Annotated in this window: 22 protein-coding genes; 12 read left to right on the forward strand and 10 right to left on the reverse strand. The window is 64.0% G+C overall.

The annotated features are described in order from the left end of the window. Positions 1-88: 88 nt before the first annotated feature. The 5 genes from pssA to RP6297_RS09515 form a co-directional block, all read right to left on the reverse strand. On the reverse strand, positions 89-961 hold the full coding sequence (pssA, locus tag RP6297_RS09495) for a CDP-diacylglycerol--serine O-phosphatidyltransferase (protein ID WP_009241072.1): 873 nt from the start codon (positions 959-961) through the stop codon (positions 89-91). Between the two features lie 13 nt (positions 962-974). Next, positions 975-1,622: a phosphatidylserine decarboxylase gene (locus tag RP6297_RS09500; RefSeq protein ID WP_009241073.1), complete on the reverse strand. Its 648-nt coding sequence runs from the start codon at positions 1,620-1,622 to the stop codon at positions 975-977. 146 nt (positions 1,623-1,768) lie between these two features. Continuing rightward, a complete protein-coding gene (gene ilvC / locus RP6297_RS09505; protein ID WP_009241074.1) occupies positions 1,769-2,785 on the reverse strand; it encodes a ketol-acid reductoisomerase in 1,017 nt (338 codons plus the stop codon). A gap of 75 nt (positions 2,786-2,860) precedes the next feature. Next, the gene (ilvN, locus tag RP6297_RS09510; RefSeq protein WP_004630835.1) at positions 2,861-3,352 is read right to left on the reverse strand and encodes an acetolactate synthase small subunit; all 492 of its coding nucleotides are present in this window, start codon (positions 3,350-3,352) and stop codon (positions 2,861-2,863) included. Further along, positions 3,352-5,109 (reverse strand): acetolactate synthase 3 catalytic subunit, encoded by a 1,758-nt coding sequence (locus tag RP6297_RS09515; protein WP_009241075.1) that lies wholly within the window; start codon positions 5,107-5,109, stop codon positions 3,352-3,354. Before RP6297_RS09515 ends, ilvN begins: the two co-directional genes overlap by 1 nt. A 359-nt stretch (positions 5,110-5,468) precedes the next feature. Between RP6297_RS09515 and RP6297_RS09520 the strand changes: the two genes are divergently transcribed. From RP6297_RS09520 to RP6297_RS09565, 10 genes are all read left to right on the forward strand, one after another. Beyond that, a complete protein-coding gene (locus RP6297_RS09520) occupies positions 5,469-6,035 on the forward strand; it encodes an RNA polymerase sigma factor (protein ID WP_004630839.1) in 567 nt (188 codons plus the stop codon). Further along, positions 6,032-6,472, forward strand: a complete 441-nt coding sequence (locus RP6297_RS09525) for a DUF3619 family protein (protein ID WP_009241076.1) — start codon at positions 6,032-6,034, stop codon at positions 6,470-6,472. Before RP6297_RS09520 ends, RP6297_RS09525 begins: the two co-directional genes overlap by 4 nt. Positions 6,473-6,483: 11 nt before the next feature. Further along, positions 6,484-7,323 (forward strand): DUF3106 domain-containing protein, encoded by an 840-nt coding sequence (locus RP6297_RS09530; protein ID WP_009241077.1) that lies wholly within the window; start codon positions 6,484-6,486, stop codon positions 7,321-7,323. Between the two features lie 96 nt (positions 7,324-7,419). Further along, positions 7,420-7,944, forward strand: a complete 525-nt coding sequence (locus RP6297_RS09535) for an RDD family protein (RefSeq protein ID WP_009277486.1) — start codon at positions 7,420-7,422, stop codon at positions 7,942-7,944. 30 nt (positions 7,945-7,974) lie between these two features. Beyond that, a complete protein-coding gene (locus tag RP6297_RS09540) occupies positions 7,975-8,991 on the forward strand; it encodes an esterase/lipase family protein (RefSeq protein ID WP_009241079.1) in 1,017 nt (338 codons plus the stop codon). A gap of 243 nt (positions 8,992-9,234) precedes the next feature. Further along, complete coding sequence (locus tag RP6297_RS09545; protein ID WP_037028509.1) at positions 9,235-10,185, forward strand: UDP-2,3-diacylglucosamine diphosphatase; 951 nt, start codon at positions 9,235-9,237, stop codon at positions 10,183-10,185. A gap of 86 nt (positions 10,186-10,271) precedes the next feature. Next, positions 10,272-11,315: a glycosyltransferase family 4 protein gene (locus RP6297_RS09550; protein ID WP_154207209.1), complete on the forward strand. Its 1,044-nt coding sequence runs from the start codon at positions 10,272-10,274 to the stop codon at positions 11,313-11,315. A 12-nt stretch (positions 11,316-11,327) separates the two neighbouring features. Then, positions 11,328-11,792: a diacylglycerol kinase gene (locus RP6297_RS09555; protein WP_009241082.1), complete on the forward strand. Its 465-nt coding sequence runs from the start codon at positions 11,328-11,330 to the stop codon at positions 11,790-11,792. Between the two features lie 138 nt (positions 11,793-11,930). Further along, positions 11,931-12,650, forward strand: a complete 720-nt coding sequence (locus RP6297_RS09560) for a TetR/AcrR family transcriptional regulator (RefSeq protein WP_009241083.1) — start codon at positions 11,931-11,933, stop codon at positions 12,648-12,650. Continuing rightward, positions 12,647-13,231 carry an LOG family protein gene (locus RP6297_RS09565; protein ID WP_009241084.1) on the forward strand — a complete coding sequence of 195 codons (585 nt, stop codon included), beginning with the start codon at positions 12,647-12,649 and terminating at the stop codon, positions 13,229-13,231. Before RP6297_RS09560 ends, RP6297_RS09565 begins: the two co-directional genes overlap by 4 nt. A gap of 12 nt (positions 13,232-13,243) precedes the next feature. On the opposite strand, the gene RP6297_RS09570 is transcribed toward RP6297_RS09565, so the two are convergent. The 4 genes from RP6297_RS09570 to RP6297_RS09585 are packed head-to-tail and all read right to left on the reverse strand — an operon-like array spanning position 13,244 to position 18,001. Then, a complete protein-coding gene (locus tag RP6297_RS09570) occupies positions 13,244-13,822 on the reverse strand; it encodes a DUF924 family protein (RefSeq protein WP_009241085.1) in 579 nt (192 codons plus the stop codon). 49 nt (positions 13,823-13,871) lie between these two features. After that, on the reverse strand, positions 13,872-14,276 hold the full coding sequence (locus RP6297_RS09575) for a group II truncated hemoglobin (RefSeq protein ID WP_009241086.1): 405 nt from the start codon (positions 14,274-14,276) through the stop codon (positions 13,872-13,874). A gap of 33 nt (positions 14,277-14,309) precedes the next feature. After that, complete coding sequence (locus RP6297_RS09580; RefSeq protein ID WP_009241087.1) at positions 14,310-16,844, reverse strand: ABC transporter permease; 2,535 nt, start codon at positions 16,842-16,844, stop codon at positions 14,310-14,312. A gap of 56 nt (positions 16,845-16,900) precedes the next feature. Next, the gene (locus RP6297_RS09585; RefSeq protein WP_009241088.1) at positions 16,901-18,001 is read right to left on the reverse strand and encodes a substrate-binding domain-containing protein; all 1,101 of its coding nucleotides are present in this window, start codon (positions 17,999-18,001) and stop codon (positions 16,901-16,903) included. Between the two features lie 158 nt (positions 18,002-18,159). On the opposite strand from RP6297_RS09585, the gene RP6297_RS09590 reads away from it, so the two are divergent. Next, on the forward strand, positions 18,160-19,008 hold the full coding sequence (locus RP6297_RS09590; protein WP_009277483.1) for a substrate-binding domain-containing protein: 849 nt from the start codon (positions 18,160-18,162) through the stop codon (positions 19,006-19,008). A gap of 44 nt (positions 19,009-19,052) precedes the next feature. Here the strand turns inward: RP6297_RS09590 and RP6297_RS09595 are convergent, their stop codons facing one another. Beyond that, a complete protein-coding gene (locus RP6297_RS09595) occupies positions 19,053-20,000 on the reverse strand; it encodes a LysR substrate-binding domain-containing protein (RefSeq protein WP_009241090.1) in 948 nt (315 codons plus the stop codon). Positions 20,001-20,213: 213 nt separating this feature from the next. Here RP6297_RS09595 and xdhA point away from each other — a divergent pair, with 213 nt between their 5' ends. Next, the gene (gene xdhA, locus RP6297_RS09600) at positions 20,214-21,728 is read left to right on the forward strand and encodes a xanthine dehydrogenase small subunit (protein WP_009241091.1); all 1,515 of its coding nucleotides are present in this window, start codon (positions 20,214-20,216) and stop codon (positions 21,726-21,728) included. The last annotated feature ends 4 nt before the right edge of the window (positions 21,729-21,732 follow it).

The raw sequence follows: 21,732 nt of genomic DNA on the forward strand, positions 1-21,732 counted from the left end.
TCAGAATGGAAATCGGGTACGAAAGCATGCGTTCGACTATAGACGAATTCAAAAATCGGCGCAAGCGCACATTGGTGCAGCGCATCCGTCACTCATGCGCAGCATCTTGCGCCTGTTTCGGCAAGCGCGGGCTACCTTGTTGCCCATGCAGCGCACGCCAGCCCCACAGCAGGTAGCCCGATACCGCGTAACCAACAAACAGACCAAACAGCGCGACCGGCGGATCGCTCGATATGACCACAAACAACACCAGCACCAGCACCATCACGCCGAACGGCACACGGTGACGAACGTCGAGCGCCTTGCCGCTGTAGAACGGCGCGTTCGACACCATCGACAGCCCTGCATACAGCGTCAGCCCGAAGGCCACCCACGGCATCCATAGTTCTTTGACCGGCAGTTTGTTGTCGATCGCGAGCCAGACGAAACCCGCGATGAGCGCCGCGGCTGCCGGACTCGGCATGCCCTGGAAGAAGCGTTTGTCGACCGACCCGATGTTCGTGTTGAATCGCGCCAGACGCAGTGCAGCGCCAGCGCAATACACGAACGCCGCGAGCCAGCCCCACTTGCCGAGATCGCGCAGGATCCATTCGTACATGACCAACGCGGGCGCCACGCCAAACGACACCATGTCCGACAGCGAGTCGTATTGCTCGCCGAACGCGCTTTGCGTGTTGGTGATACGAGCGACGCGGCCGTCCATACCATCGAGGACCATCGCGGCGAAGATGGCGATGGCGGCGGTCTCGAAATTCAGGTTCATCGCCTGCACGATGGCGAAGAAGCCGGCGAACAGCGCAGCCGTCGTAAACGCGTTGGGCAGCAGATAGATGCCGCGGCGACGCGGACGCACGATCTCAAGATCGTCGTCATCCGGCCTCGGCTGGTTGTGCCGCAACGGACGCAGGTGCGTCACGTTGCCGGCGGTAAAACGCTTCTTGCGTCGGTTGAACGCGGGCATGGCGGCCTCCGGATCAGTCCAGCTCAGCAAGCACCGTAAGCGTGGCGGATACCTTTTCGCCGATGGTCACGCGCGGGCGCGCCGTCAGCGGCAGGTACACGTCAACACGCGAGCCAAAACGGATGAAGCCATAGCGCTGACCACGCGTGAGCGCTTCGCCTGCCTTCGTATAGCAAAGGATGCGCCGCGCGATCAATCCGGCCACCTGCACCGAAGTGACGAGCTGGCCATCAGCGCGGCGCAAAACGATGGCATTGCGCTCGTTCTCGAGCGACGCCTTGTCGAGGTCGGCATTGACGAACTTGCCCGGGAAGTACTGCACCTGCTGCACCGTGCCGTCGACCGGCGCGCGGTTCGAGTGCACGTTGAACACGTTCATGAACACGCTGATCTTCAGCGCGTCGCGATCAGCGTACGGGTCACGTACCTGCTCGACTGCGACGATGCGACCGTCGGCCGGCGAAAGAATCGCATTGGCCTGCGTTGGCACGGCGCGCGCCGGATCGCGGAAAAACTGCAGCACAAACAGCGTCAGCACCCAGAAAGGCCAGGCCCAGCCGAAACCGGCGGCAGCCTGCACGATGAGCGTGACGATGAAAATCCCGCCCAGGTACGGCCAACCCTCGCGGGCAATGATGGGATGCGGATACGTGTTGTTCAAATCAGACCTCGACAGCGTCTTGAAGGAAATGCGGCATTCTAGCCGACACGGGGCTGCGCCAGCACTTGAAACAACGTTTGGCGCCCTCGAATCAGCACAAAAAAAGCCAGCCCGAAGGCTGGCTTTCTCGCACAAGATGCGAACGATCAGTTCTTCGACTGGTCGACCAGCTTGTTCTTGGCGATCCACGGCATCATCGCACGCAGCTTGGCACCGACCTGCTCGATCTGGTGCTCTTCGGTCAGGCGGCGGCGCGAGATCAGCGTCGGCTGGCCGGCCTTGTACTCCAGCAAGAAGCTCTTGGCGTATTCGCCGGTCTGGATGTCCTTCAGGCATTGCTTCATGGCCTTCTTGGTCTCTTCCGTCACGACGCGCGGGCCGGTGACGTACTCGCCGTATTCGGCGTTGTTCGAGATCGAGTAGTTCATGTTGGCGATGCCGCCTTCATAGATCAGGTCGACGATCAGCTTCAGCTCGTGCAGGCACTCGAAGTACGCCATTTCCGGCGCGTAACCGGCTTCCACCAGCGTCTCGAAACCAGCCTTGATCAGTTCGACCGTGCCGCCGCACAGCACAGCTTGCTCGCCGAACAGGTCGGTTTCGGTTTCTTCGCGGAAGTTGGTCTCGATGATACCGGCGCGGCCACCGCCGTTGGCAGTGGCGTACGACAGAGCGATATCACGTGCAGCGCCCGACTTGTCCTGGTGCACGGCGATCAGGTGCGGCACGCCGCCACCTTGCGTGTACGTGCCGCGCACGGTGTGGCCCGGCGCCTTCGGGGCGATCATGATGACGTCCAGGTCCGCGCGCGGGATCACGGCACCGTAGTGCACGTTGAAGCCGTGGGCGAACGCCAGTGCGGCGCCTTGCTTGATGTTGTTGTGCACTTCGTTCTTGTACACATCGGCGATCTGCTCGTCCGGCAGCAGGATCATGACAACGTCGGCTTCCTTCACCGCCTCGGCCACTTCCTTGACCTGCAGGCCAGCGTTAACGGCCTTGTTCCACGACGCGCCATTCTTGCGCAGGCCGACCGTCACCTTCACGCCCGAGTCGTTCAGGTTCAGGGCGTGGGCGTGGCCTTGCGAGCCATAGCCAACGATGGTGACGTTCTTGCCCTTGATCAGGGAGAGGTCGGCGTCCTTGTCGTAAAACACTTTCATGGTGATGTCCTAATTTTCAAATACTTCAATATCGATGGGGTCCGGCTGCAGCTACACGTTGGTGCACGCGCCGGCTCAAACCTTCAGAATGCGCTCGCCGCGGCCGATGCCCGAGCCGCCTGTGCGAACGGTCTCGAGAATGGCAGTGCGATCGATGGCATCGAGAAACGCGTCAAGCTTGCTGCCGTTGCCGGTCAGCTCGATCGTGTACGTCTTCTCGGTCACGTCGATGATGCGGCCGCGGAAAATGTCCGCGGTGCGTTTCATCTCCTCGCGCTCCTTGCCGACCGCACGCACCTTCACGAGCATCAGCTCGCGCTCGATGTGAGCACCTTCGGTCAGGTCGACGACCTTGACGACTTCCACCAAGCGGTTTAGGTGCTTGGTGATCTGCTCGATGATGTCGTCCGAACCGGTCGTGACGATCGTCATGCGCGACAGCGAGGCGTCTTCGGTCGGGGCGACAGTCAGCGTCTCGATGTTGTAGCCACGCGCCGAGAACAAGCCCACCACGCGCGACAGCGCGCCCGGTTCGTTTTCCAGCAGGACGGAAATGATGTGGCGCATTAGAGGTCCTCCGCGCCGAGCAGCATTTCAGAAATACCCTTGCCTGCCTGAACCATCGGCCAGACGTTCTCTGTCGGGTCGGTCTGGAAGTCGAGGAACACGGTGCGATCCTTGAGTCGGAAGGCTTCGCGCAGCGCGGGCTCGACGTCAGACGTCTTTTCGATGCGCATGCCGACGTGACCATACGATTCGGCCAGCTTCACGAAGTCGGGCAGCGCCTGCATGTAGGAATGCGAGTAGCGGTTGTCGTACTCGATTTCCTGCCACTGGCGGACCATCCCGAGGTAGCCGTTGTTGAGCGAGCAGATCTTCACCGGCGTGTCGTACTGCAGGCAGGTCGACAGTTCCTGGATGCACATCTGGATCGAGCCCTCACCGGTGATGGTGACGACTTCCTTGTCCGGGAACGCCTTCTTGATACCCATCGCGTAAGGCAGGCCGACACCCATCGTGCCCAGACCACCGGAGTTGATCCAGCGGCGCGGCTCGTTGAACTTGTAGAACTGCGCCGCCCACATTTGATGCTGACCGACGTCGGAGCAGATGAACGCGTCGCCATGGGTCAGTTCCCAGATCTTCTCGACCACGTACTGCGGCTTGATGATCTCGGAGGTGCGGTCGTACTTCAGGCAGTCGACACTGCGCCACTGTTCGATCTGCTCCCACCACTTGGCCAGCGCCGTCTTGTTCGGCTTGGCTTCGCCAGACTGGATCTGGGCAATCATCTCCTGCAGCACGTCCTTAACGTTGCCGACGATGGGGATGTCGACCTTCACCCGCTTCGAAATGGAGGACGGATCGATGTCGATGTGGATGATCTTGCGCGGCTGCGAGGTGAAGTGCGCCGGGCTGCCGATCACGCGATCATCGAATCGCGCGCCAATGGCAATCAGAACGTCGCAGTTCTGCATCGCCATGTTGGCTTCGTATGTGCCGTGCATGCCGAGCATGCCCACGAACTGCTTACTGGTGCCCGGGAAAGCGCCCAGCCCCATCAGCGTGTTCGTCACGGGATACCCAGTCAGTGCGGCCAGTTGGCGCAGCTCTTCGCTTGCCTCGGCAAGCACAACCCCGCCGCCCGAGTAGATGTACGGACGCTCAGCCTGCAGCAGCAGGCTCACTGCCTTCCGAATCTGCCCCGAATGCCCCTTGTTGACCGGGCTGTACGAGCGCATCTCGATGGTCTTCGGGTACTCGTACTTGCAGAGTTCGCGCGAGACATCCTTGGGGATATCCACCACCACCGGACCCGGACGGCCCGTTGCGGCGATGTAGAACGCCTTCTTGATGGTCGAGGCGAGGTTGCGTACGTCCTTGACCAGGAAGTTGTGCTTGACGATCGGGCGGGTAATGCCGACGGTGTCGCACTCCTGGAAGGCGTCCTGGCCGATGGCGTGCGTCGGCACGTTGCCGGTGATGATCACCATCGGGATCGAATCCAGGTAAGCGGTGGCGATGCCCGTCACGGCATTGGTCACGCCCGGGCCGGACGTCACCAGGGCGACACCGACCTTGCCCGTGGCGCGCGCATAGCCGTCAGCCGCATGGACTGCCGCCTGTTCATGGCGCACCAGGATGTGTTCGATCTTGTTTTGCTTGTAGAACGCGTCGTAGATATAGAGCACCGCGCCGCCGGGGTAACCCCAGACGAACTCGACGCCCTCTGCCGCGAGCGCATTGACGAGGATGTCAGCCCCCATCATGTCGGCAGATGAACCGCTATTGGCGTGGGAAAATTCCGCGCTTGGCATATTCATGTCAGTCCTTTGCAATTTTCGGCAAAAAATTGTTTGGATGCTCTCTACCGGGCTTGTGGCGCGGATTTGAGCGGTGCGCGTCTGCATGGATGGTCCGCCTGATGGGCGTCCAGATGAGACAAACCACAGATATTGTGAACCGCGGATGATACTGCAATGCCGCATGGCGGTCCAGCGCCGGTGCGAATCCCCAAGTCAACGGGCCCGCTAGACAGACGGACTGTCCGTGGCGCCGCATTTTTGCTAGCATCGCAACATTTTTCACGGCCAACGCCGTTGACGCCACGCGGCGTGACCATCACATCTTGTGAATGTGAATTTTCGCGCGGCCGCCTCACAGGATTCGCACCCGCCGTTGTATGGCCTCTGAACAGGAACTGTCGGCCTTTCTCCTAAGCGTCGAGAAACGCGCCTTCAAGCAGGCGGTCTTCGCGGTGCGCGACGACGATGCCGCGCTCGATATCGTGCAGGACGCCATGATCAAGCTGGCCGAGAAATACGGCGACAAGCCCGGGGCCGAACTGCCCCTGCTGTTTCAGCGCATTCTGCAGAACACGATTCACGACTGGTTTCGCCGCACCAAGGTGCGCAACACATGGGTCAGCCTGTTCTCCAGCTTCCGCTCGGACGCCGAAGGCGACGACACCGATCCGCTTGAACTGATCGAAAGCGAAGCCGGCACCACAGCGGCAGAAAGTAGCGCCGACAAGGTCGAGCGTTCGCAGATGCTCGAGATTCTGGAACGCGAAATCGAGAAGCTCCCCACACGTCAACGGGAGGCGTTCCTGATGCGTTACTGGGAGGACATGGATGTTGCAGAGACGGCCCAGGCGATGGGCTGTTCCGAGGGCAGTGTAAAGACGCACTGCTCGCGGGCAACACACGCCCTGGCCCAAGCGCTGCGGGCGCGAGGGATCCGACTATGAACAAGGTAGAACTTCGAGAACGCCGTTTTGCGCATGCCGTCCGAACCGCTCTAAATGAGTCGGCAGGACAGTTGCCGCCCGACGTGCGCGACCGCCTCGCAGCGGCGCGCCGGATGGCGCTTGCGCAAAAAAAAGCGGAAGCGCCGAGCACGGTGCACTCGCCTGCCTTGGCGATGCCGGGAGGCGGTTCGGTATCCTTCGAGATGGAAGGCGAAGCACCGTCGCCGCTGCAACGTGCCGCAGCAGTCCTGCGCCGCCTTGGCCTGCTGTGGCCGACCATCGCGCTGGTGGCGGGGCTTGCAGGCATCTATCAGTGGCAACAGCAGCAACGCGTGGACGAACTCGCGGAGGTCGATGCCGCAATGCTGCTCGACGATCTCCCGCTGGCTGCTTACGCAGATCAAGGCTTCCATCAGTACCTCAAACACGATCAGTGAAAGGCTGATCGATGAGCAACTTCCTGCACACCCACGGCCAACCACCGCGAGGCGCAACGACCGCGCGCCTGCGCGCCGGCATCGTTGCGTTGATCGGCGCTGCCGGCCTGATGGCGGGACTTGCGGTCGGGCAGGTTCCGGCCGCTTCGGCACCCGTGGCGACGCCTGGCGTGACAGTCGGCGCGCCGGTTGGTTTGCCGACGCCGCCGGCGACCAACCCGCTGCCCGCCGTTCATCCGAACTGGGCCGAACTGACCATTGTCCAGCAGCGCATCTTCGCGCCTCTGGCGCCGGAGTGGAACGGCATGCCGGAATTGGCCCGCAAGAAGTGGCTGCAGATCGCTCAGGCGTATCCGAAGTACACGCCGGCTCAGCAGCAGCGCCTGCAAACGCGCATGGCGGATTGGGTCAAGCTCACGCCGGAGCAACGCCACCGCGCGCGTGAGAATTTCCAGACCACCAAGTCGCTGCCAGTGCAGAAGAAGAGCGAGGCTTGGCAGAGCTACCAGCAACTGACCGAAGAGCAGAAGAAGGCGCTGGTTGCCGCGGCCAAGGCGCAAAAGCACCCTTCCGCAGTGACGGCACTGCCGGGCGGCGCGGGCTTGGCGAAGGACGCGGCCAAATCGATTCATCACGGTGCGCGCACCAAGCCTGGCACGACCAAATCCGCGCCGACCAACAAGACGGCAGCCACGGCATCCACGCCGGCCGCAAAACCTGCGCCCGAACCTGCCGCTGCCGCACCTGCCCCCGCCAGCGCACCGCTCACGCCGGCGCACCCTGTTGCACCACCCGCGACCACCGGTGGAGAATCGGGCAACCCGCCGCCCTCGACGGTGTTGGGCGGCTGAGGCCGGCAAACCCTTTGGCATAATCCGAACCACGTGCCGCTCGACCTCCGCGCCGGCACATGATGGATTGCGCTCACGGCGCTCACACTCTGTTCGATGGCCACCTCCGTTTCCACGTCTTCACCCGTTGCGGCGCCTGATCCGCTCGCAGCGCCCACGCTGCGCCGCCGTCTTGCCGCCATGCTGTACGAAGGCCTGCTGCTGTTTGGTGTGATGTTTGGCGCCACGGCCGTCTTTCTGCTGCTGCGCCTGATCGTGCCGCCCCTTGCGCGCACCGGCGATGTAGGGCTGCAGGTGTGGGGCTTTCTGTCGCTCGGTCTGTACTTCGTGTGGTTTTGGCGCAAGCGCGGCCAAACGCTTGCGATGCAGACATGGCGTATGCGCGTGGTCAACGCCGATGGGTCGCGTATTTCGCTGGGCCGTGCCATTGCACGCTATCTGCTGGCGTGGGTGTGGGTGGCTGCAGCGGTCGGCGTCATCCATCTGAGCGGCGCGTCGCGATGGACCGGTGCCGGTGTCGCTCTCGCATGCCTGCTGGTTTGGGGCGCGTTGGCGTGGTTCGATCCGCAGCGCCAGTTCCTGCACGATCGCCTGGCCGGCACGCGGCTGGTGCGTGACTGATCAGTTTCACATTCGGCGGCCACCTCGACTATGACGCACGCCGATCTTCCAGCCTCCCCTGTTCCTTTCGCCTCCCTGACCGCCGCCACTGTGCGCCGCATTGCCGTTGCGCTGCAATGTGCCGCGACGATCGCGGTCGGCTGGGCAGCGCATGACTGGGCGGGATGGCATTGGCCGGCCGCAACGTTGCTCGCGGGCGCGGCGCTGGTGCTGGGCTATCTTATTTCGGTCGGATGGGCGTTCCTGGTGTCGCTGAAGAGCCTCGGTACCGCGATACCGGACGACCCCATGTGGGACCGCATGCCCGTGCCGTGCGAACAGCGCATCGGCATCACCGGCTTCATCGCATGTTGGTTGCGCGAATGTGTATCCGTAGCGTGGATGTTCAACGTGCTGCAGCCGTTCCGCGCACGCGCAACGTTCGATGCGTCCGCCGATGCGGGCAGGCGCGTGCCTGTGCTGATGGTCCACGGCTATGGCTGCAACCATGCGGTGTGGCTGCCGATGCAGCAGCATCTGGCCGCCGCCGGACATCCGACCGACGCCATCGATCTCATGCCGTTGCTGGGCAACATCGACGAATACGCCCAGGACATTGCTGCGGCCGTCGCGCAGCTGACGCGCGCGCACGGCCGCGCGCCCGTCTTGCTCTGCCACAGCATGGGCGGACTCGCTGCGCGAGCGCTGCTTCGACAAGCGGAGCCTAGCCCGGTGACCCACGTGATCACGCTCGGCACGCCACATCGGGGCACGGCAATGGCGCGTACAGGGCGCGGCCGCAACGTCCGTCAGATGGCGTGGGCGAGCCCGTGGCTGCGCCAACTTGCGGCGTCTGAAACGCTGGCCGTTCGGGCGCGCATCACATCAATCTTCTCGTGGCACGACTCCATTGTTGGGCCGCCCGGTGCGTCTTGGCTGGAAGGCGCGCGGCACATCCCCTTTGCAGGGATCGGCCATGTGTCGCTGCTATGCGACGCACGCGTGCGCGATGCTGTGCTGGCGGAGCTTGTACGGATTGAAGGCGTCACGGCGACCGCCTCTGCTTGAAATCCGCGCCACGCGTACTTCTTGGGCGTACGCCTCCTCCGGCCCGGCAACCACGTCATGTGACGGTCATGTTTCTGACACGGCTTTTTCATGCAGCGATGGCGAAATCCGTCTAACGCAGCCTCTGTTGCCGACATGGTCCTGCCAAAACTGCCATCGCGCCCTGGTTTCCTCCGCCGCCTCGCGCAACGCTTTCGCGCTGCTCCCCTCACCGGTTCCGACTGGAACGCTCCACCGCCTCTGATGCAAATGGCCGCCGGGCTCGCCGCCGCGGGCGCGCTGGGCTCAGCCGTACCGGCCGGGCGTGGCGATGTCCGTGAGCACGAGGCACCCGTCGCCACGCCAGCTTCGACAGCAACACCGGACCGCGCGGCTGACACCGACACTGACCCGCCCGCCGAGAAAATTCAGCGCTATCGCACGATCTGGCTGTCGGATATCCACCTCGGTACGCCGGGCTGCCAAGCCGATTACCTGCTCGACTTCCTCAAACACCATGAATCGGACACGCTGTACCTCGTGGGGGACATCGTCGACGGCTGGCAACTGCGCAAGGGCTGGTACTGGCCGCAGGCCCACAACGATGTGGTGCAGAAGGTGCTGCGCCGCGCGCGCAAAGGCACGCGTGTGGTCTTCATTCCGGGCAACCACGATGAGATGGCGCGCCAGTTCCACGGCCTGAACTTTGGCGATATTGAAGTCGCTGAAGACGCGGTGCACGTCACCGCTACGGGCAAGCGCCTGTGGGTCGTGCACGGCGACCTGTTCGACGGCGTGATGCAGCATGCGCGCTGGCTGGCTTACGTGGGCGATTCGCTCTACACCTTCATCCTGGCGATGAACCGGCACTTCAACCGCATCCGCGTGCGGCTTGGCTTTCCGTACTGGTCGCTGTCGCAATACCTGAAGCATCAGGTCAAGAACGCGGTCAACTTCATCAATTCGTTCGAGCGTGTGATGACGGACGAAGCGCGCCGCCGCGGCTGCGACGGCGTGGTCTGCGGGCATATCCACAAAGCCGAGATCCGCGAGATCGACGGCCAGCTTTACTGCAACGACGGCGACTGGGTGGAGAGCCTCTCCGCGTTGGTCGAAACCATGGAAGGCGAACTGCAGATCGTCTACTGGACGCATCTGCTCGATGCGCCGCGCACCTCCCGCCGCGCACGCCGTGCCGCTGCGGCCGCCGCCTGATGGAAGCCCCTATGACCAACACCAGCATCGACCTCGCCCAGCCCGCTGCAGCCCAACCTACCCCCCAAGGAGAGCCCGTGAAAGTCATGATCGTCACCGATGCCTGGGAACCGCAGGTCAACGGCGTCGTCCGCACCCTCACCCAGACGCGCCGCGAGCTGGAGGCCATGGGGCACATCGTCGACATGATCACGCCGCTGGAATTCAAGACGGTGCCGTGCCCGACGTATCCGGAAATCCGCCTGTCGATCCTGCCGTCCAAGCGCGTGCGCGAGCGCATCGAAAAGTTCGCCCCGCAGGCCTTGCACATCGCCACCGAAGGCCCGCTGGGCCTGGCTGCACGCGCCTACGCGCTGCGCCATAAGCTGCCCTACACGACGGCATACCACACGCGCTTTCCGGAGTATGTGCAGGCTCGCTTCGGCATTCCGCTGGCCTGGACGTATCGCTTCCTGCGCTGGTTTCACAGCCCCGCGCAGGCCGTGATGGCACCCACGCCAGTGGTGCTGAAGGACCTTGCCGACTACGGCATCACCAACGGCGTGCTGTGGACGCGCGGCGTGGACCTAGACATCTTCACCGCCCAGCGCAGCAACGTGCTGAACACGGCGCACCCGATCTTCCTTTACGTCGGCCGTGTGGCCGTGGAAAAGAACGTCGAAGCATTCCTGGAACTGGATCTGCCGGGCTCCAAGTGGGTCGTCGGCGAAGGTCCCGCGCTCGCCGGGCTGAAAGCCAAGTACCCGAATGCCAGCTACCTCGGCGTGCTCAAGCAACCGGAACTGGCAAAGGTGTATGCCTCGGCCGATGTGTTCGTCTTCCCGAGCCGCACCGACACGTTCGGACTGGTATTGCTGGAGGCCCTTGCCAGCGGCTTGCCGGTGGCGGCGTATCCGGTAACGGGCCCGATCGACGTGCTGGGCGATTCTCCGGCTGGCGCATTGCGCGAAGACCTGCGCGAAGCCTGCCTGGAGGCGCTTCGCATCGACCGCGCCACGGCGCGCGCGCACGCAGAGAAGTTCTCGTGGCGCGCTGCCTCCGAACAGTTTCTCGCGCACCTGCGTCCGATGCCCGCCGCCTCCGCCGGCAACACGACGGCCGCCGAACCCTCCACCGCCGCGGGTGCCTGAGCCTTGCGTTCCATGAAGCCCACCACCCCGCCGGATCGGCGACTGGAAAATCCGCCTGCACCACCAGCGGCCGGCGCCTATTCGCCGGCTGACAACCCGCATAAAGGCAATCGCGGGGTCACGCGGGCCTGGTTTGCGCTCAAGAACTCCATCAGCGGCATCCGCTTCGCCATCGATGAGGAAAGCGCGTTCCGCCAGGAGCTGACGCTGTGCGCGATCCTGTTGCCGTGCGCCTTCGTCATTCCCGCCACAGTGGTCGAGCGCATTATGATGCTCGGCACGCTGGTGCTGGTGCTGATCGTGGAATTGCTCAATTCGAGCGTGGAAGCGGCAGTCGACCGCATCTCGCTGGAGCAGCACGGGCTGTCCAAGCGTGCCAAGGATTTCGGCAGCGCGGCGGTAATGCTGGCCCTGTTGCTGTGCGTGGGGACGTGGGTAGCGATCGCCTGGCCGTGGGTGGCATCGCTGTTGCACTAGCATCACCAGCGAAAAGCCCGCGACAACGTTTGGCAACGTATTCCCCCGCGGCATGTGGGGATCGTTGCACAAGCACGATCTCTTATAATCCGGGCACCAATACGCCACGGAGACAGGGCCACCGGCCTTGGCAGTTCAATGGAAACCAAGCAGCATTCCACCGGCCCGCGCCGGACGCGCGATCGCATTCTCGAAGTGTCGCTGCGCCTGTTCAACGAACTGGGCGAGCCCAACGTCACGACCACGACGATCGCCGAAGAGCTGGAGATCAGCCCGGGCAACCTGTACTACCACTTCCGCAACAAGGACGACATCATCAACTCGATCTTCGTGCAGTTCGAGCAGGAGATCGCGCGTCGTCTTAAGCTGCCGGACGATCACAAGGCCACACTCGACGAAACCTGGGGCTACCTGCAGTACATGTCGGAGTTTCTCTGGAACTACCGCTTCCTGTACCGGGACATCAACGATCTGCTCGCGCGCAACCGCATGCTTGAACTGAACTTCAAGCGCATCGTCGAGCAGAAGCGCCACTTCGCCATGGACATCTGCCACCAGTTCATCGAAGACGGCGAGATGGAAGCCACGGCCGAGCAGGTCGACGTCATCTGCACCAATATCGTGGTGATTGCCACCTACTGGCTGTCGTTCCAGTTCGTGCAGCATCCGCGCCAGTACAACGACCAGAACGCGATCCGTGACCACCTGCACGGCGCGAGCTACCACATCCTGTCGATCCTCGCGCCTTACCTGCGGGGCAAGCCCCGGCGGGCGTTTGATTTGCTGGCGGTGAGCCGCAGCAACGATCCGCCCATCGGCGCCCCGGGCACCCCCAGCAACAACACCCCTGCTCCATGAAATCGATCTGCGTCTATTGCGGTTCCAGCCCGGGCGAGCGCCCGGAATACAAAGCCAACGCCATCGAGCTGGGCAACGAGATGGTCAAGCGCGGCCTGACGCTTGTCTACGGCGGCGGCAACGTCGGCCTGATGGGCGTGGTGGCCGACGCAGTGCTGCACGGCGGCAGCCCGGTCATCGGCATCATCCCGAAATCGCTGGTGCGCAAGGAGGTCGGTCATAAGGAGCTGACCGAACTGCACATCGTCGACAGCATGCACCAGCGCAAGCAGATGATGGCCGATCGAGCGGACGCCTTTATCGCCATGCCCGGTGGCGTCGGCACTTATGAAGAGCTGTTCGAAACCTTCACGTGGCTGCAGCTCGGCTATCACAACAAGCCCATCGGCCTGCTGAACGTGGCGGGCTTCTACGACAAGCTGCTCGTCTTCATCGACCATGCCGTGCAGGAAGGCTTCCTCAAGCGCCATCACGCCGACCTGCTGCACGTGAGCGACGACCCGGCCGCGTTGATCGACATGCTGGCGCGTGCGCCGCGCGAGACGGTCGACAAATGGTCGGAGCGCCGCGAGCGCACGTAAGCCCCGCCAGGGCTAAAACGACGACCCTGGCTGCTTCAGAAACTCCACTTCCTCGGGCGTGGAAACGCGCCCGAGTGCTTCGTTGCGATGCGGAAAGCGCCCGAAGCGCGCCACGATCTCGCGGTGCTTCTCCGCCCAGAAGAGCGGGTCCGCATCACCTTCCTGGTCGCGCAGGCGCGTGTAAAGGCGAATCGACTCATCCTGCGCCGACAGCGCCTCGCTGTGCTCGAACGGCAGGTAGCAGAACACACGGTGATGGCGCGTCGGCAATCGCGCATCCCAACCCGCGGCCACAACGATTTGCGCGGTGTGCAACGCAGCCGCATCGCTGGCAAACGCGCGCGCGGTGCCGCGAAACATGTTGCGCGAGAACTGGTCGAGTACGACGATGCGCGCGATGGCTTCGAGCGGCGTATCCATCCAGGTGTCGGCGTCACCCGTGGAAAGCGCTTCCCACAGCGGCAGGAAACGGGCGCGGATCTCGGCATCGAACGCGTCGGACTTGGTGAACCACTCCGACCGTGCATCGATCAGCGGCGCGTTGCCGAACCAGAATGTGAGCACGTCGTCTGCCGTGGGCAAACCGATCATCGGGGTCTCCTCGAATATGTTCTTGTAGGGTGCGCTTTCGCGCGGCACCTTAGCGTTGCACGTTCCGCATCCAGTCGGCGGTCTGCCAGAACGCCTGCATCAGGCGCATCTGCAGGGCTTCGTCCAGGCCGATGTCTTGCATGGCGAGGGCCATGCAGCGCATCCATTGATCACGCTCCTGCGTGCCGATCTCGAACGGCATATGGCGCGCACGCAGACGCGGGTGGCCAAAGCGCTCGATGAAATGATTCGGGCCGCCCAGCCAGCCGCACAAAAACCAGAACAGCTTGTCCCGCGATCCATCCAGGCTTTGCGGATGCAGCGCGCGCAGCACGGCAAACTCGGGCTCCAGATCCATGAGGTCATAGAAGCGGTCAACGAGTTCGCGCACACGCGCTTCGCCGCCAATCAGGTCAAACGCCAGGGTCTCCTGGCCGGAAGTTACGTCAGTCATACAGCGTCATTCACATCAAGAATACAGGCGTCGTCATGCATCGCGGAGCGTTGCCATGGCGGGGCGGCGCAGCACGTCGCGCAGGCCCAGCCAGCCGCCAACAAAGGCGCACGCCATGCCGCTCACGATGCCCACCGGCAGGATGGCAGGGTTGAAACGATACGGAAAGTCGAACACATACGCCGACAGCACCCAGCCGATGGCGATCGCGCCCAAGCCCGCCATCAGCCCGGCGAGGCCACCAACAATCAGCACTTCTGCGTATTGCGTCTGACGTACCACACCGGAGCCTGCACCGAGGGCGCGCAGCACACCGGCATCGCGCAGGCGCTCGTCGCGCGAACCGGAGAGCGCGGCATACAACACCAGGACACCCGCCGCGAGCGTAAAGACGAAGAGGAATTCCACCGCCGCCGTCACCTGGTCCAGCACGCCCTGCACCTGCTGCAGGATCAGTTCGGTATCGACCACCGTGAGGTTCGGAAACTCGCGCACAAGCTTGGCCGGCAGATCGGCCTGCCCGGCGGGAATGCGGAACGCGGTCACGTACGTCTGCGGCATGTCGCGCAGCGCCACGGGCGGCAGGATCACAAAGAAATTCACGCGCATCGAACTCCAGTCGAGCTTGCGCAATGACGTGATGGGCGCATCCACCGTCTGCCCCGCGACATCGAAGCGCAGCACGTCACCCAGATGGAGATTCAGCGTCTTGGCAATGCCCTCCTCCACCGAGGCCTCGGGCTTTTGTCCTCTGAACCACTGTCCGGAAACGATGCGATTTTCAGGCGGCTGCGTGGTCGCGTACGACAGGTTGAATTCGCGTTCGACCAGGTTGCGGGCGCGCGATTCGGCATAGGTCTGGCGGTCGATCACCTGACCATTCACCCGCGTCAGGCGCCCGCGCACCATCGGGTAGAGCTTCGGGTCCGCCACGCCGGCTTGGGCGAGGGCCTGCGCCACCGCGTGCATCTGATCGGGCTGGATATTGATGATGAACCGGTTGGGCGCATCGGCCGGGGTAGCGTTGTGCCACGAGCGGATCAGATCATTGCGCGTCATGGCGAGCAGCAGCAGTGCCATCAGGCCGACCGCAAGCGCCACCGTCTGCAGCACGCTCACGCCGCGACGGCGCTCCAGTACGGCCAGTGCAAAGCGCCACCCCACGCTGAGCGCGCGACCCCGCCCCAGGGACACCGCCAGGGCGCGCAATCCGCCGGCTGCCAGCAGCGCAAACACGACGATGGCGCAGGCAAACCCCGCGGCGGTCAGCGCCCCAAGCTTGACGTCGCGCGCTGACACCACGAGGAGCGCGAAGAACGCCGCCCCGCCCAGCGCATAGCCGATCCAAGCGGCAACGGCACGCTCAGCCACGTCGCGCCGCAGCACGCGCAGCGGCGCCACGCGCACGAGGCTCAGCAAGGGTGGCACGGCAAAACCGATCAGCAACACCAGCCCCGCCGTCACGCCCACCACCGCAGGCCAGGCGGATGGCGCAGGCAACGTCACCGTGACCAGGTCGCCCAGCGACGCCAGCAACAGCCAGTGCGCGCCGTAACCCAGCGCCACGCCCACCGCCGAACCCATCACGCCGATCAGCAAGAACTCCAGTGCGAACGTGCCGAGAATCTGCCGTTGCTCGAGCCCAAGGCATTTGATGATGGCCACCGCATCGGTATGGCGCGCGGTGTAGCGGCGCGCGGCCATCGTAATCGCCACTGCGGCAATCATGGCCGCCAGCAAGGCGACGAGAGAGAGGAAGCGCTCGGCGCGGTCCAGCGTTTCGCGCATCTGCGGCTGGCCGTTCTGCAACGATTCAACGCGCACGCCACGCAACTGGCGCGTCTTCGCTTCGTTCTCGATCCAAGTGTGGAATGCGCCGGCAGCGGCATCCGGGCCAGCGACCAGCAAGCGGTACGTTACGCGGCTGCCGTAGGTGACGAGGCCTGTCGAGCCCAGGTCTGACATCGACAGCATCACCCGGGGGGCGAAATTCATGAAGCCCGCGCCGCGATCAAGCTCCTGGGTGATGACGTGAGCGACCTTGAAGGTGCGCTTGCCCAGGCGGATCGCATCGCCCACGCGAATGCCGAGCGCTTCGAGCAGCGGTGCGTCCACCCACACCGTGCCTGCGGCGGGAACGCCCTGGATTGGCGCGCCCACGGTATCTCGCCCGTCATCGCCCACCTTGAGGGTGCCGCGCAGCGGGTAGCCCATGTCGACGGCCTTGATGGCAGCGAGTTGCGATACCGGTTCGCCCGACGCGCCCTTCGCCAATGTGCTGGCCATGCTGGGGAAGGTGGCGGTATGCGTGACTTGCAAGCCGCTTGCACGCGCATGCGCCTCGATGTCGGGCGGCAGCGGCTGATCGGAGACGACAAGCACATCCGCCCCGATTAACTGCCGCGCATCGCGCTCGAGGCCCGCATGCATGCGATCGGCCAGGAAACTGACGGACGCCAGCGCCGCCACGGCCAGCACCAGGGCGACGAGCAGGAGGTTCAGTTCACCGGCGCGCCAGTCGCGGCGCAGCATGCGCAGGGCTTGGGTCCAGACGGAGAAACGTGACATGGGCAGAACATGGACGGGGCGCGCAATGGCGCAAACCCCACCATGTTCGCACGACTTCAGCGGGCCAGCGCGCGGGCCTCGTCAGCGTGCCAGGGCAGCGCCTGCTCTGCGGTGAGCAGCGAAACGTGCTCGGTCGGCCGGTAGCCGGCGAGATGGCCCAGGCCTTCGCGGAAGGCCGGCTGCCCGATGCGCTCGATCAGCTCGCGCACCCAGGGCGACAGCGCGTCGTTGCGGCGCACCGCCAGGTAATACGTTTCGCGTGTCAGCGGCACAAAATGCAGACCGTGCGCTTCGGCGCCAGGGCGCAGGCCGAAGCCGACGTCCGCCCGCCCTTCCTGCACGGCCACGGCGATCTTGTCGCTGGAGAATTCCTGCTCGTCGTACCCGTTGATCTGGTCGGGATACAGCCCGGCTGCCACCAGCAACTGATCGAACAGCAACCGCGTGCCCGAACTGCGCTGGCGGTTGATGAAGCGCGCCTGCGTGCGCGCCACATCCCCCAGCGACTGCACCCGCCCCGCCCATTCCGCCGACATCATCAGCCCCTGCTCGCGATCGGCCAGGGCGATCAGGCGCACGGCGGTCGGGCGCAGCCACTTGCGCAAGGTCTGGTGCGCGATCGAGCCCGCGCCTTGCTGCGGCGCCACATAGAAGCCGGCTACCTCGCATTGCTTTTCCTGCAGGCAGATCAGCCCTTCGACGGCGCTGCAGAACACGGTATCGATGTGCGCGCCGGGGCTTTGCCGCGCAAACGTCTCGGCCAGCAGCTCCACGGCGGGGTCATGGCTGCCCGAGAAACGGATGCGCGCCTGCGACTGGGATGCGTCTTCCAACTCCGAGAGGAACTGCCCCATGGCCTGATGCAGTGCCGGATCGATCTGCTCGCGCAGGCGCATCTCGGCGCGCAGCATGCGCTCACCAAAAAGCGTGAGGGAGGCGCCCCGGCCCCGCTCCATGTCGAGCAGCGCGCGGCCAAGCATCTCCTCCCACGACCGCATCACGCCCCAGGCGTGCCGGTATGACAGCCCCACCTGTTTCGCCGCGCGGTGTAGCGACCCCGTCTCTCGCACCGCCCGCAGCAACTGGAACACCTTGCCGTTCGCGCGCGGGTTGTCGTCCGGCCCCACCACCGGAAATACCTCGAACTGGAATGTCATTATGTTTATGGTTTCCTATTTACTTCCGCCGTGCCCCGGGAGAACAATTCTGCTCATTGCGGGGTGGGCATCTCGTGGTCGCTGGCTGCCCCCGACGTTGCCGCCATCATGCAGCATCCGACATAAAGCGTCCACGCCTTTGCGCTAGCCCCCACAACATGCCCCGATTGTCCAAAGCCCTTCGGCTATCTGCTCTCATCTGCCTGACGCTCGCGGTTGCCACTCCCGCATATGCTGGTGATCTCCGCATGGCTACCACCACCAGCACAGAGAATTCCGGTCTGCTGAAGGTCCTGTTGCCCAAATTTGAGGCCGCCACCGGCGTGCATGTGCAGGTGATTGCCGTTGGCACTGGCAAGGCGGTCAAATTGGGTGAATCGGGGGATGTGGATGTGGTGCTGGTGCACGCCCGCCCACTGGAAGACGCCTTCGTCGCCTCAGGGGGTGGCATCGACCGCCGCGACGTGATGTACAACGATTTCATCCTCGTCGGCCCAGACACGGACCCGGCCCACGTGCGGGGCCAGAAGAACGTCATTCAGGGGATGGAGACCATCGCTGCGGCTGGCGAGAAAGCCGGCGCCAAGTTCATCTCGCGCGGCGACAACTCCGGCACCGATGTCATGGAAAAGGCCTATTGGAAGACGGCCAACATCGACCCGAAGGGAAAGCCGTGGTACGTGAGCGCAGGGCTCGGAATGGGCGAAGTGCTGAACATGGCCGCGCAGATGAACGCCTACACGCTGTCCGACCGCGCGACCTACGGCGCCTACCGTGCCAAAACGGGTCTCGACATCGTGTTGGCCGGCGACCCGCGCATGTTCAACCCCTACGGCATCATCGCGGTCAACCCGAAGAGATACCCGAGCGTCAACTACACCGATGCAACCAAGCTGATCGAATGGATCACGTCACCCGCCGGTCAGCAGGTCATTGCCGACTTCAAGGTCAACGGAGAGCAGGTGTTCTTCCCGGACTACGGGAAGGCGGTCGCAACCGGAAAATAGCTTCCTGCCTGCCCCGCCGCAGGGCAGGACGACGGCGGTTCAGTTCAGGCCACCGCCGATTCCAACTGCGGATGCTGCGGTAACTCGGCCGCCACTTCACCGATCATGCGGCGCAGCCACATCACATCGGGCGCCGCGTGGCTGCGCTCGTGCCAGAGCTGGTAGAAGCGCATCTTGGGGAATGCCATGGGTGTCGGCAGGATGCGGATCGGCAAATACTGGGCGCAGTGCGCGGCGAACTGGCGGCCGGTGGTGAACACCAGATCGGTGCGCATCAGCACATACGGCACCAGCCCGAAATACGGCAGCGACACCTGGATCTGCCGCTTGAGCCCCTGCTCCGCAAGAGCCTGATCGATCATGCTGCGCTGCATCACGGCATACGGCGCGGGCGCCAGGTGGGGCATCTCCACATAGTGCTTGAGCGAGATGCCCTTGCGCGCAAGCGGATGCTGTGCACCCAGCATGCAGACGACTTCATCGTCGAACAGCGGTGAAATGTGCAGATGCTCGGGCGGTGAGAGCCAGTTGCCGATCACCAAGTCCATGCCGCCTTGCTCCAGGGCCGCCAGGTAGTCAACACCGGCATTGAGCGGATGCACGACCAGCTTGGCTTGCGGCGCCTGCTTGCGAAGGCGCTCGACGATGTTGGGCAGGAAAAAGGCATCAAGATAGTCCGGTGCACCCAGGTGGAACGTGCGCGTCGTGTTGCCGGGATCGAAATCCTGCGAAGGTCGGGCGATGCGCTCCATCGCCTCCAGGCTTTGCTGGGCCAGCGACAGCAAGTCATGCCCCCGCTCGGTCGGCACCATGCCGTTCTTGCCGCGCACCAGAATGGCGTCGCCGGTGATCTCGCGCAGGCGCTTGAGCGTGTTGCTGATGGCCGGCTGCGACTGGCCGAGCTTGACGGCCGTACGCGTCACGCTCTGCTCAGTGAGCAGCGTGTAGAGAACGCGCAGGAGATAGGTATCGAGGTGATCTTTGCCGTGCATCTGGAGGCGGGTAACGGCTGCGCCGACCCTTCTAAAAAACGTGCGTGGAGACGCTGTCAGTGTATGTCACCTGCACGTCGCGCCGCCAGACCGCTACCGGCGGGTATACCCCGGATTTTGGCTTTCCGATGCGGGTTATCACATGGGCCAAATATTGCATTCCTGGCCCGGTGCTATGGTTCCGTTACACACACAAACAGGCGTAGAACCCCCATGGAGACTCAGCCCATCCGCTTCTTCCACCGCGGCCAAGTCCGCACCGTCACGGACGCCCCGATCACCCGGACGGTGCTTCAATACCTGCGTGAAGACGCGCACTGCACTGGCACCAAGGAAGGGTGCGCCGAGGGCGATTGCGGTGCGTGTACCGTCGTGCTCGGCGAACTGCAGGAAGACGGCAGCGTCGGACTGAAGGCCGTCAACGCATGCATCCAGTTCCTGCCCACGCTTGACGGCAAGGCGCTGTTCACCGTGGAAGACGTGCGCGGCAAGGACGGCACGCTGCACCCGGTGCAAGAGGCGATGGTGGAGTGTCACGGATCCCAGTGCGGCTTCTGCACGCCGGGCTTCGTGATGTCGCTTTACGCCCTGTACGAGAACACCGGCAATCAGGCGCCCATCCCCTCGCGCCAGACCATCTGCGATTCGCTCACCGGCAACCTGTGCCGCTGCACCGGCTACCGCCCCATCATCGACGCGGGCGAACGCATGTTCGAGCTGCCCTCTCCAGCCGGCATCGACCGCACGCAACTGGCCGACACGCTGCGCAAGCTGCAGCGCAAGGACACCTTCAGCTATGCGCCCGTCGGCACCGAGAATGCGCCGCGCTTCTACGCCCCACGCACCGCTTCAGCCTTCGCCTCCATCAAAGCCGCGCATCCGAACATCCGCATCCTGGCCGGCAGCACCGACGTCGGCCTGTGGGTCACCAAACAGTTCCGCGACCTGGGCGACATCCTGTACATCGGCCAGGTGGCTGATCTCTACGCCCTGGAAAAGCGCGATGGCTGGATCGAGATCGGCGCCGCCGTCTCGCTCGAAAAGGCGTACGCATTCCTGGCTGCGGACTACCCCGAGGTGACGGAGCTGTGGAAGCGCTTTGCCTCGCTCCCAATTCGCAATGCCGGGACACTGGGCGGCAACGTCGCAAACGGCTCGCCGATCGGTGACTCGGCACCCGCGCTCATTGCCATCGGCACGCGCGTCGTCCTGCAGCGTGGCGAAGTCCGCCGCGAGTTGCCGCTCGAAGACCTCTACCTCGCCTACCAGAAGAACGCGATGGAAGAAGGCGAATTCGTTGCGGGCCTGCGCATCCCCGCACGTGAGGGCCGCGACGCCCTGCGCTTCCGCACGTACAAACTCTCGAAGCGCTTCGACGAAGACATTTCCGCCGTGTGCGCGGCGCTGGCCATCGAGCTGGACGGAAACATCGTGCACAGCGCGCGGATCGCTTACGGCGGCATGGCCGCAACATCCAAGCGCGCGACGGAGACGGAAAACGCCATCCTTGGCCAGCCGTGGAACGAGGCGACGGTGCGTGCTGCCATGGCAGCCATGTCGCGCGACTACACGCCGTTGACCGACATGCGCGCGACCGACAATTACCGGCGCATCTCGGCTGCCAACACGGTGTACCGCTTCTGGCTGGAAACCCGCACTGACGCGCCGCTCGCGCCCGAACAGATCAACGTGCGCGCGGTCGAATTGAATACCCTCACGGCAGCCTAAGAAC

This window comes from Ralstonia pickettii (assembly GCF_016466415.2).
Lineage (GTDB): Bacteria > Pseudomonadota > Gammaproteobacteria > Burkholderiales > Burkholderiaceae > Ralstonia > Ralstonia pickettii.

Coding starts and splice junctions, on each gene's coding strand:
- pssA (WP_009241072.1), bottom strand. CDS start 961: ATGCCCGCGTTCAACCGACGCAAGAAGCGTTTTACCGCCGGCAACGTG.
- ilvC (WP_009241074.1), bottom strand. CDS start 2,785: ATGAAAGTGTTTTACGACAAGGACGCCGACCTCTCCCTGATCAAGGGC.
- ilvN (WP_004630835.1), bottom strand. CDS start 3,352: ATGCGCCACATCATTTCCGTCCTGCTGGAAAACGAACCGGGCGCGCTG.
- RP6297_RS09515 (WP_009241075.1), bottom strand. CDS start 5,109: ATGAATATGCCAAGCGCGGAATTTTCCCACGCCAATAGCGGTTCATCT.
- RP6297_RS09520 (WP_004630839.1), top strand. CDS start 5,469: ATGGCCTCTGAACAGGAACTGTCGGCCTTTCTCCTAAGCGTCGAGAAA.
- RP6297_RS09525 (WP_009241076.1), top strand. CDS start 6,032: ATGAACAAGGTAGAACTTCGAGAACGCCGTTTTGCGCATGCCGTCCGA.
- RP6297_RS09530 (WP_009241077.1), top strand. CDS start 6,484: ATGAGCAACTTCCTGCACACCCACGGCCAACCACCGCGAGGCGCAACG.
- RP6297_RS09535 (WP_009277486.1), top strand. CDS start 7,420: ATGGCCACCTCCGTTTCCACGTCTTCACCCGTTGCGGCGCCTGATCCG.
- RP6297_RS09540 (WP_009241079.1), top strand. CDS start 7,975: ATGACGCACGCCGATCTTCCAGCCTCCCCTGTTCCTTTCGCCTCCCTG.
- RP6297_RS09545 (WP_037028509.1), top strand. CDS start 9,235: ATGCAAATGGCCGCCGGGCTCGCCGCCGCGGGCGCGCTGGGCTCAGCC.
- RP6297_RS09550 (WP_154207209.1), top strand. CDS start 10,272: ATGATCGTCACCGATGCCTGGGAACCGCAGGTCAACGGCGTCGTCCGC.
- RP6297_RS09555 (WP_009241082.1), top strand. CDS start 11,328: ATGAAGCCCACCACCCCGCCGGATCGGCGACTGGAAAATCCGCCTGCA.
- RP6297_RS09560 (WP_009241083.1), top strand. CDS start 11,931: ATGGAAACCAAGCAGCATTCCACCGGCCCGCGCCGGACGCGCGATCGC.
- RP6297_RS09565 (WP_009241084.1), top strand. CDS start 12,647: ATGAAATCGATCTGCGTCTATTGCGGTTCCAGCCCGGGCGAGCGCCCG.
- RP6297_RS09570 (WP_009241085.1), bottom strand. CDS start 13,822: ATGATCGGTTTGCCCACGGCAGACGACGTGCTCACATTCTGGTTCGGC.
- RP6297_RS09575 (WP_009241086.1), bottom strand. CDS start 14,276: ATGACTGACGTAACTTCCGGCCAGGAGACCCTGGCGTTTGACCTGATT.
- RP6297_RS09580 (WP_009241087.1), bottom strand. CDS start 16,844: ATGTCACGTTTCTCCGTCTGGACCCAAGCCCTGCGCATGCTGCGCCGC.
- RP6297_RS09585 (WP_009241088.1), bottom strand. CDS start 18,001: ATGACATTCCAGTTCGAGGTATTTCCGGTGGTGGGGCCGGACGACAAC.
- RP6297_RS09590 (WP_009277483.1), top strand. CDS start 18,160: ATGCCCCGATTGTCCAAAGCCCTTCGGCTATCTGCTCTCATCTGCCTG.
- RP6297_RS09595 (WP_009241090.1), bottom strand. CDS start 20,000: ATGCACGGCAAAGATCACCTCGATACCTATCTCCTGCGCGTTCTCTAC.
- xdhA (WP_009241091.1), top strand. CDS start 20,214: ATGGAGACTCAGCCCATCCGCTTCTTCCACCGCGGCCAAGTCCGCACC.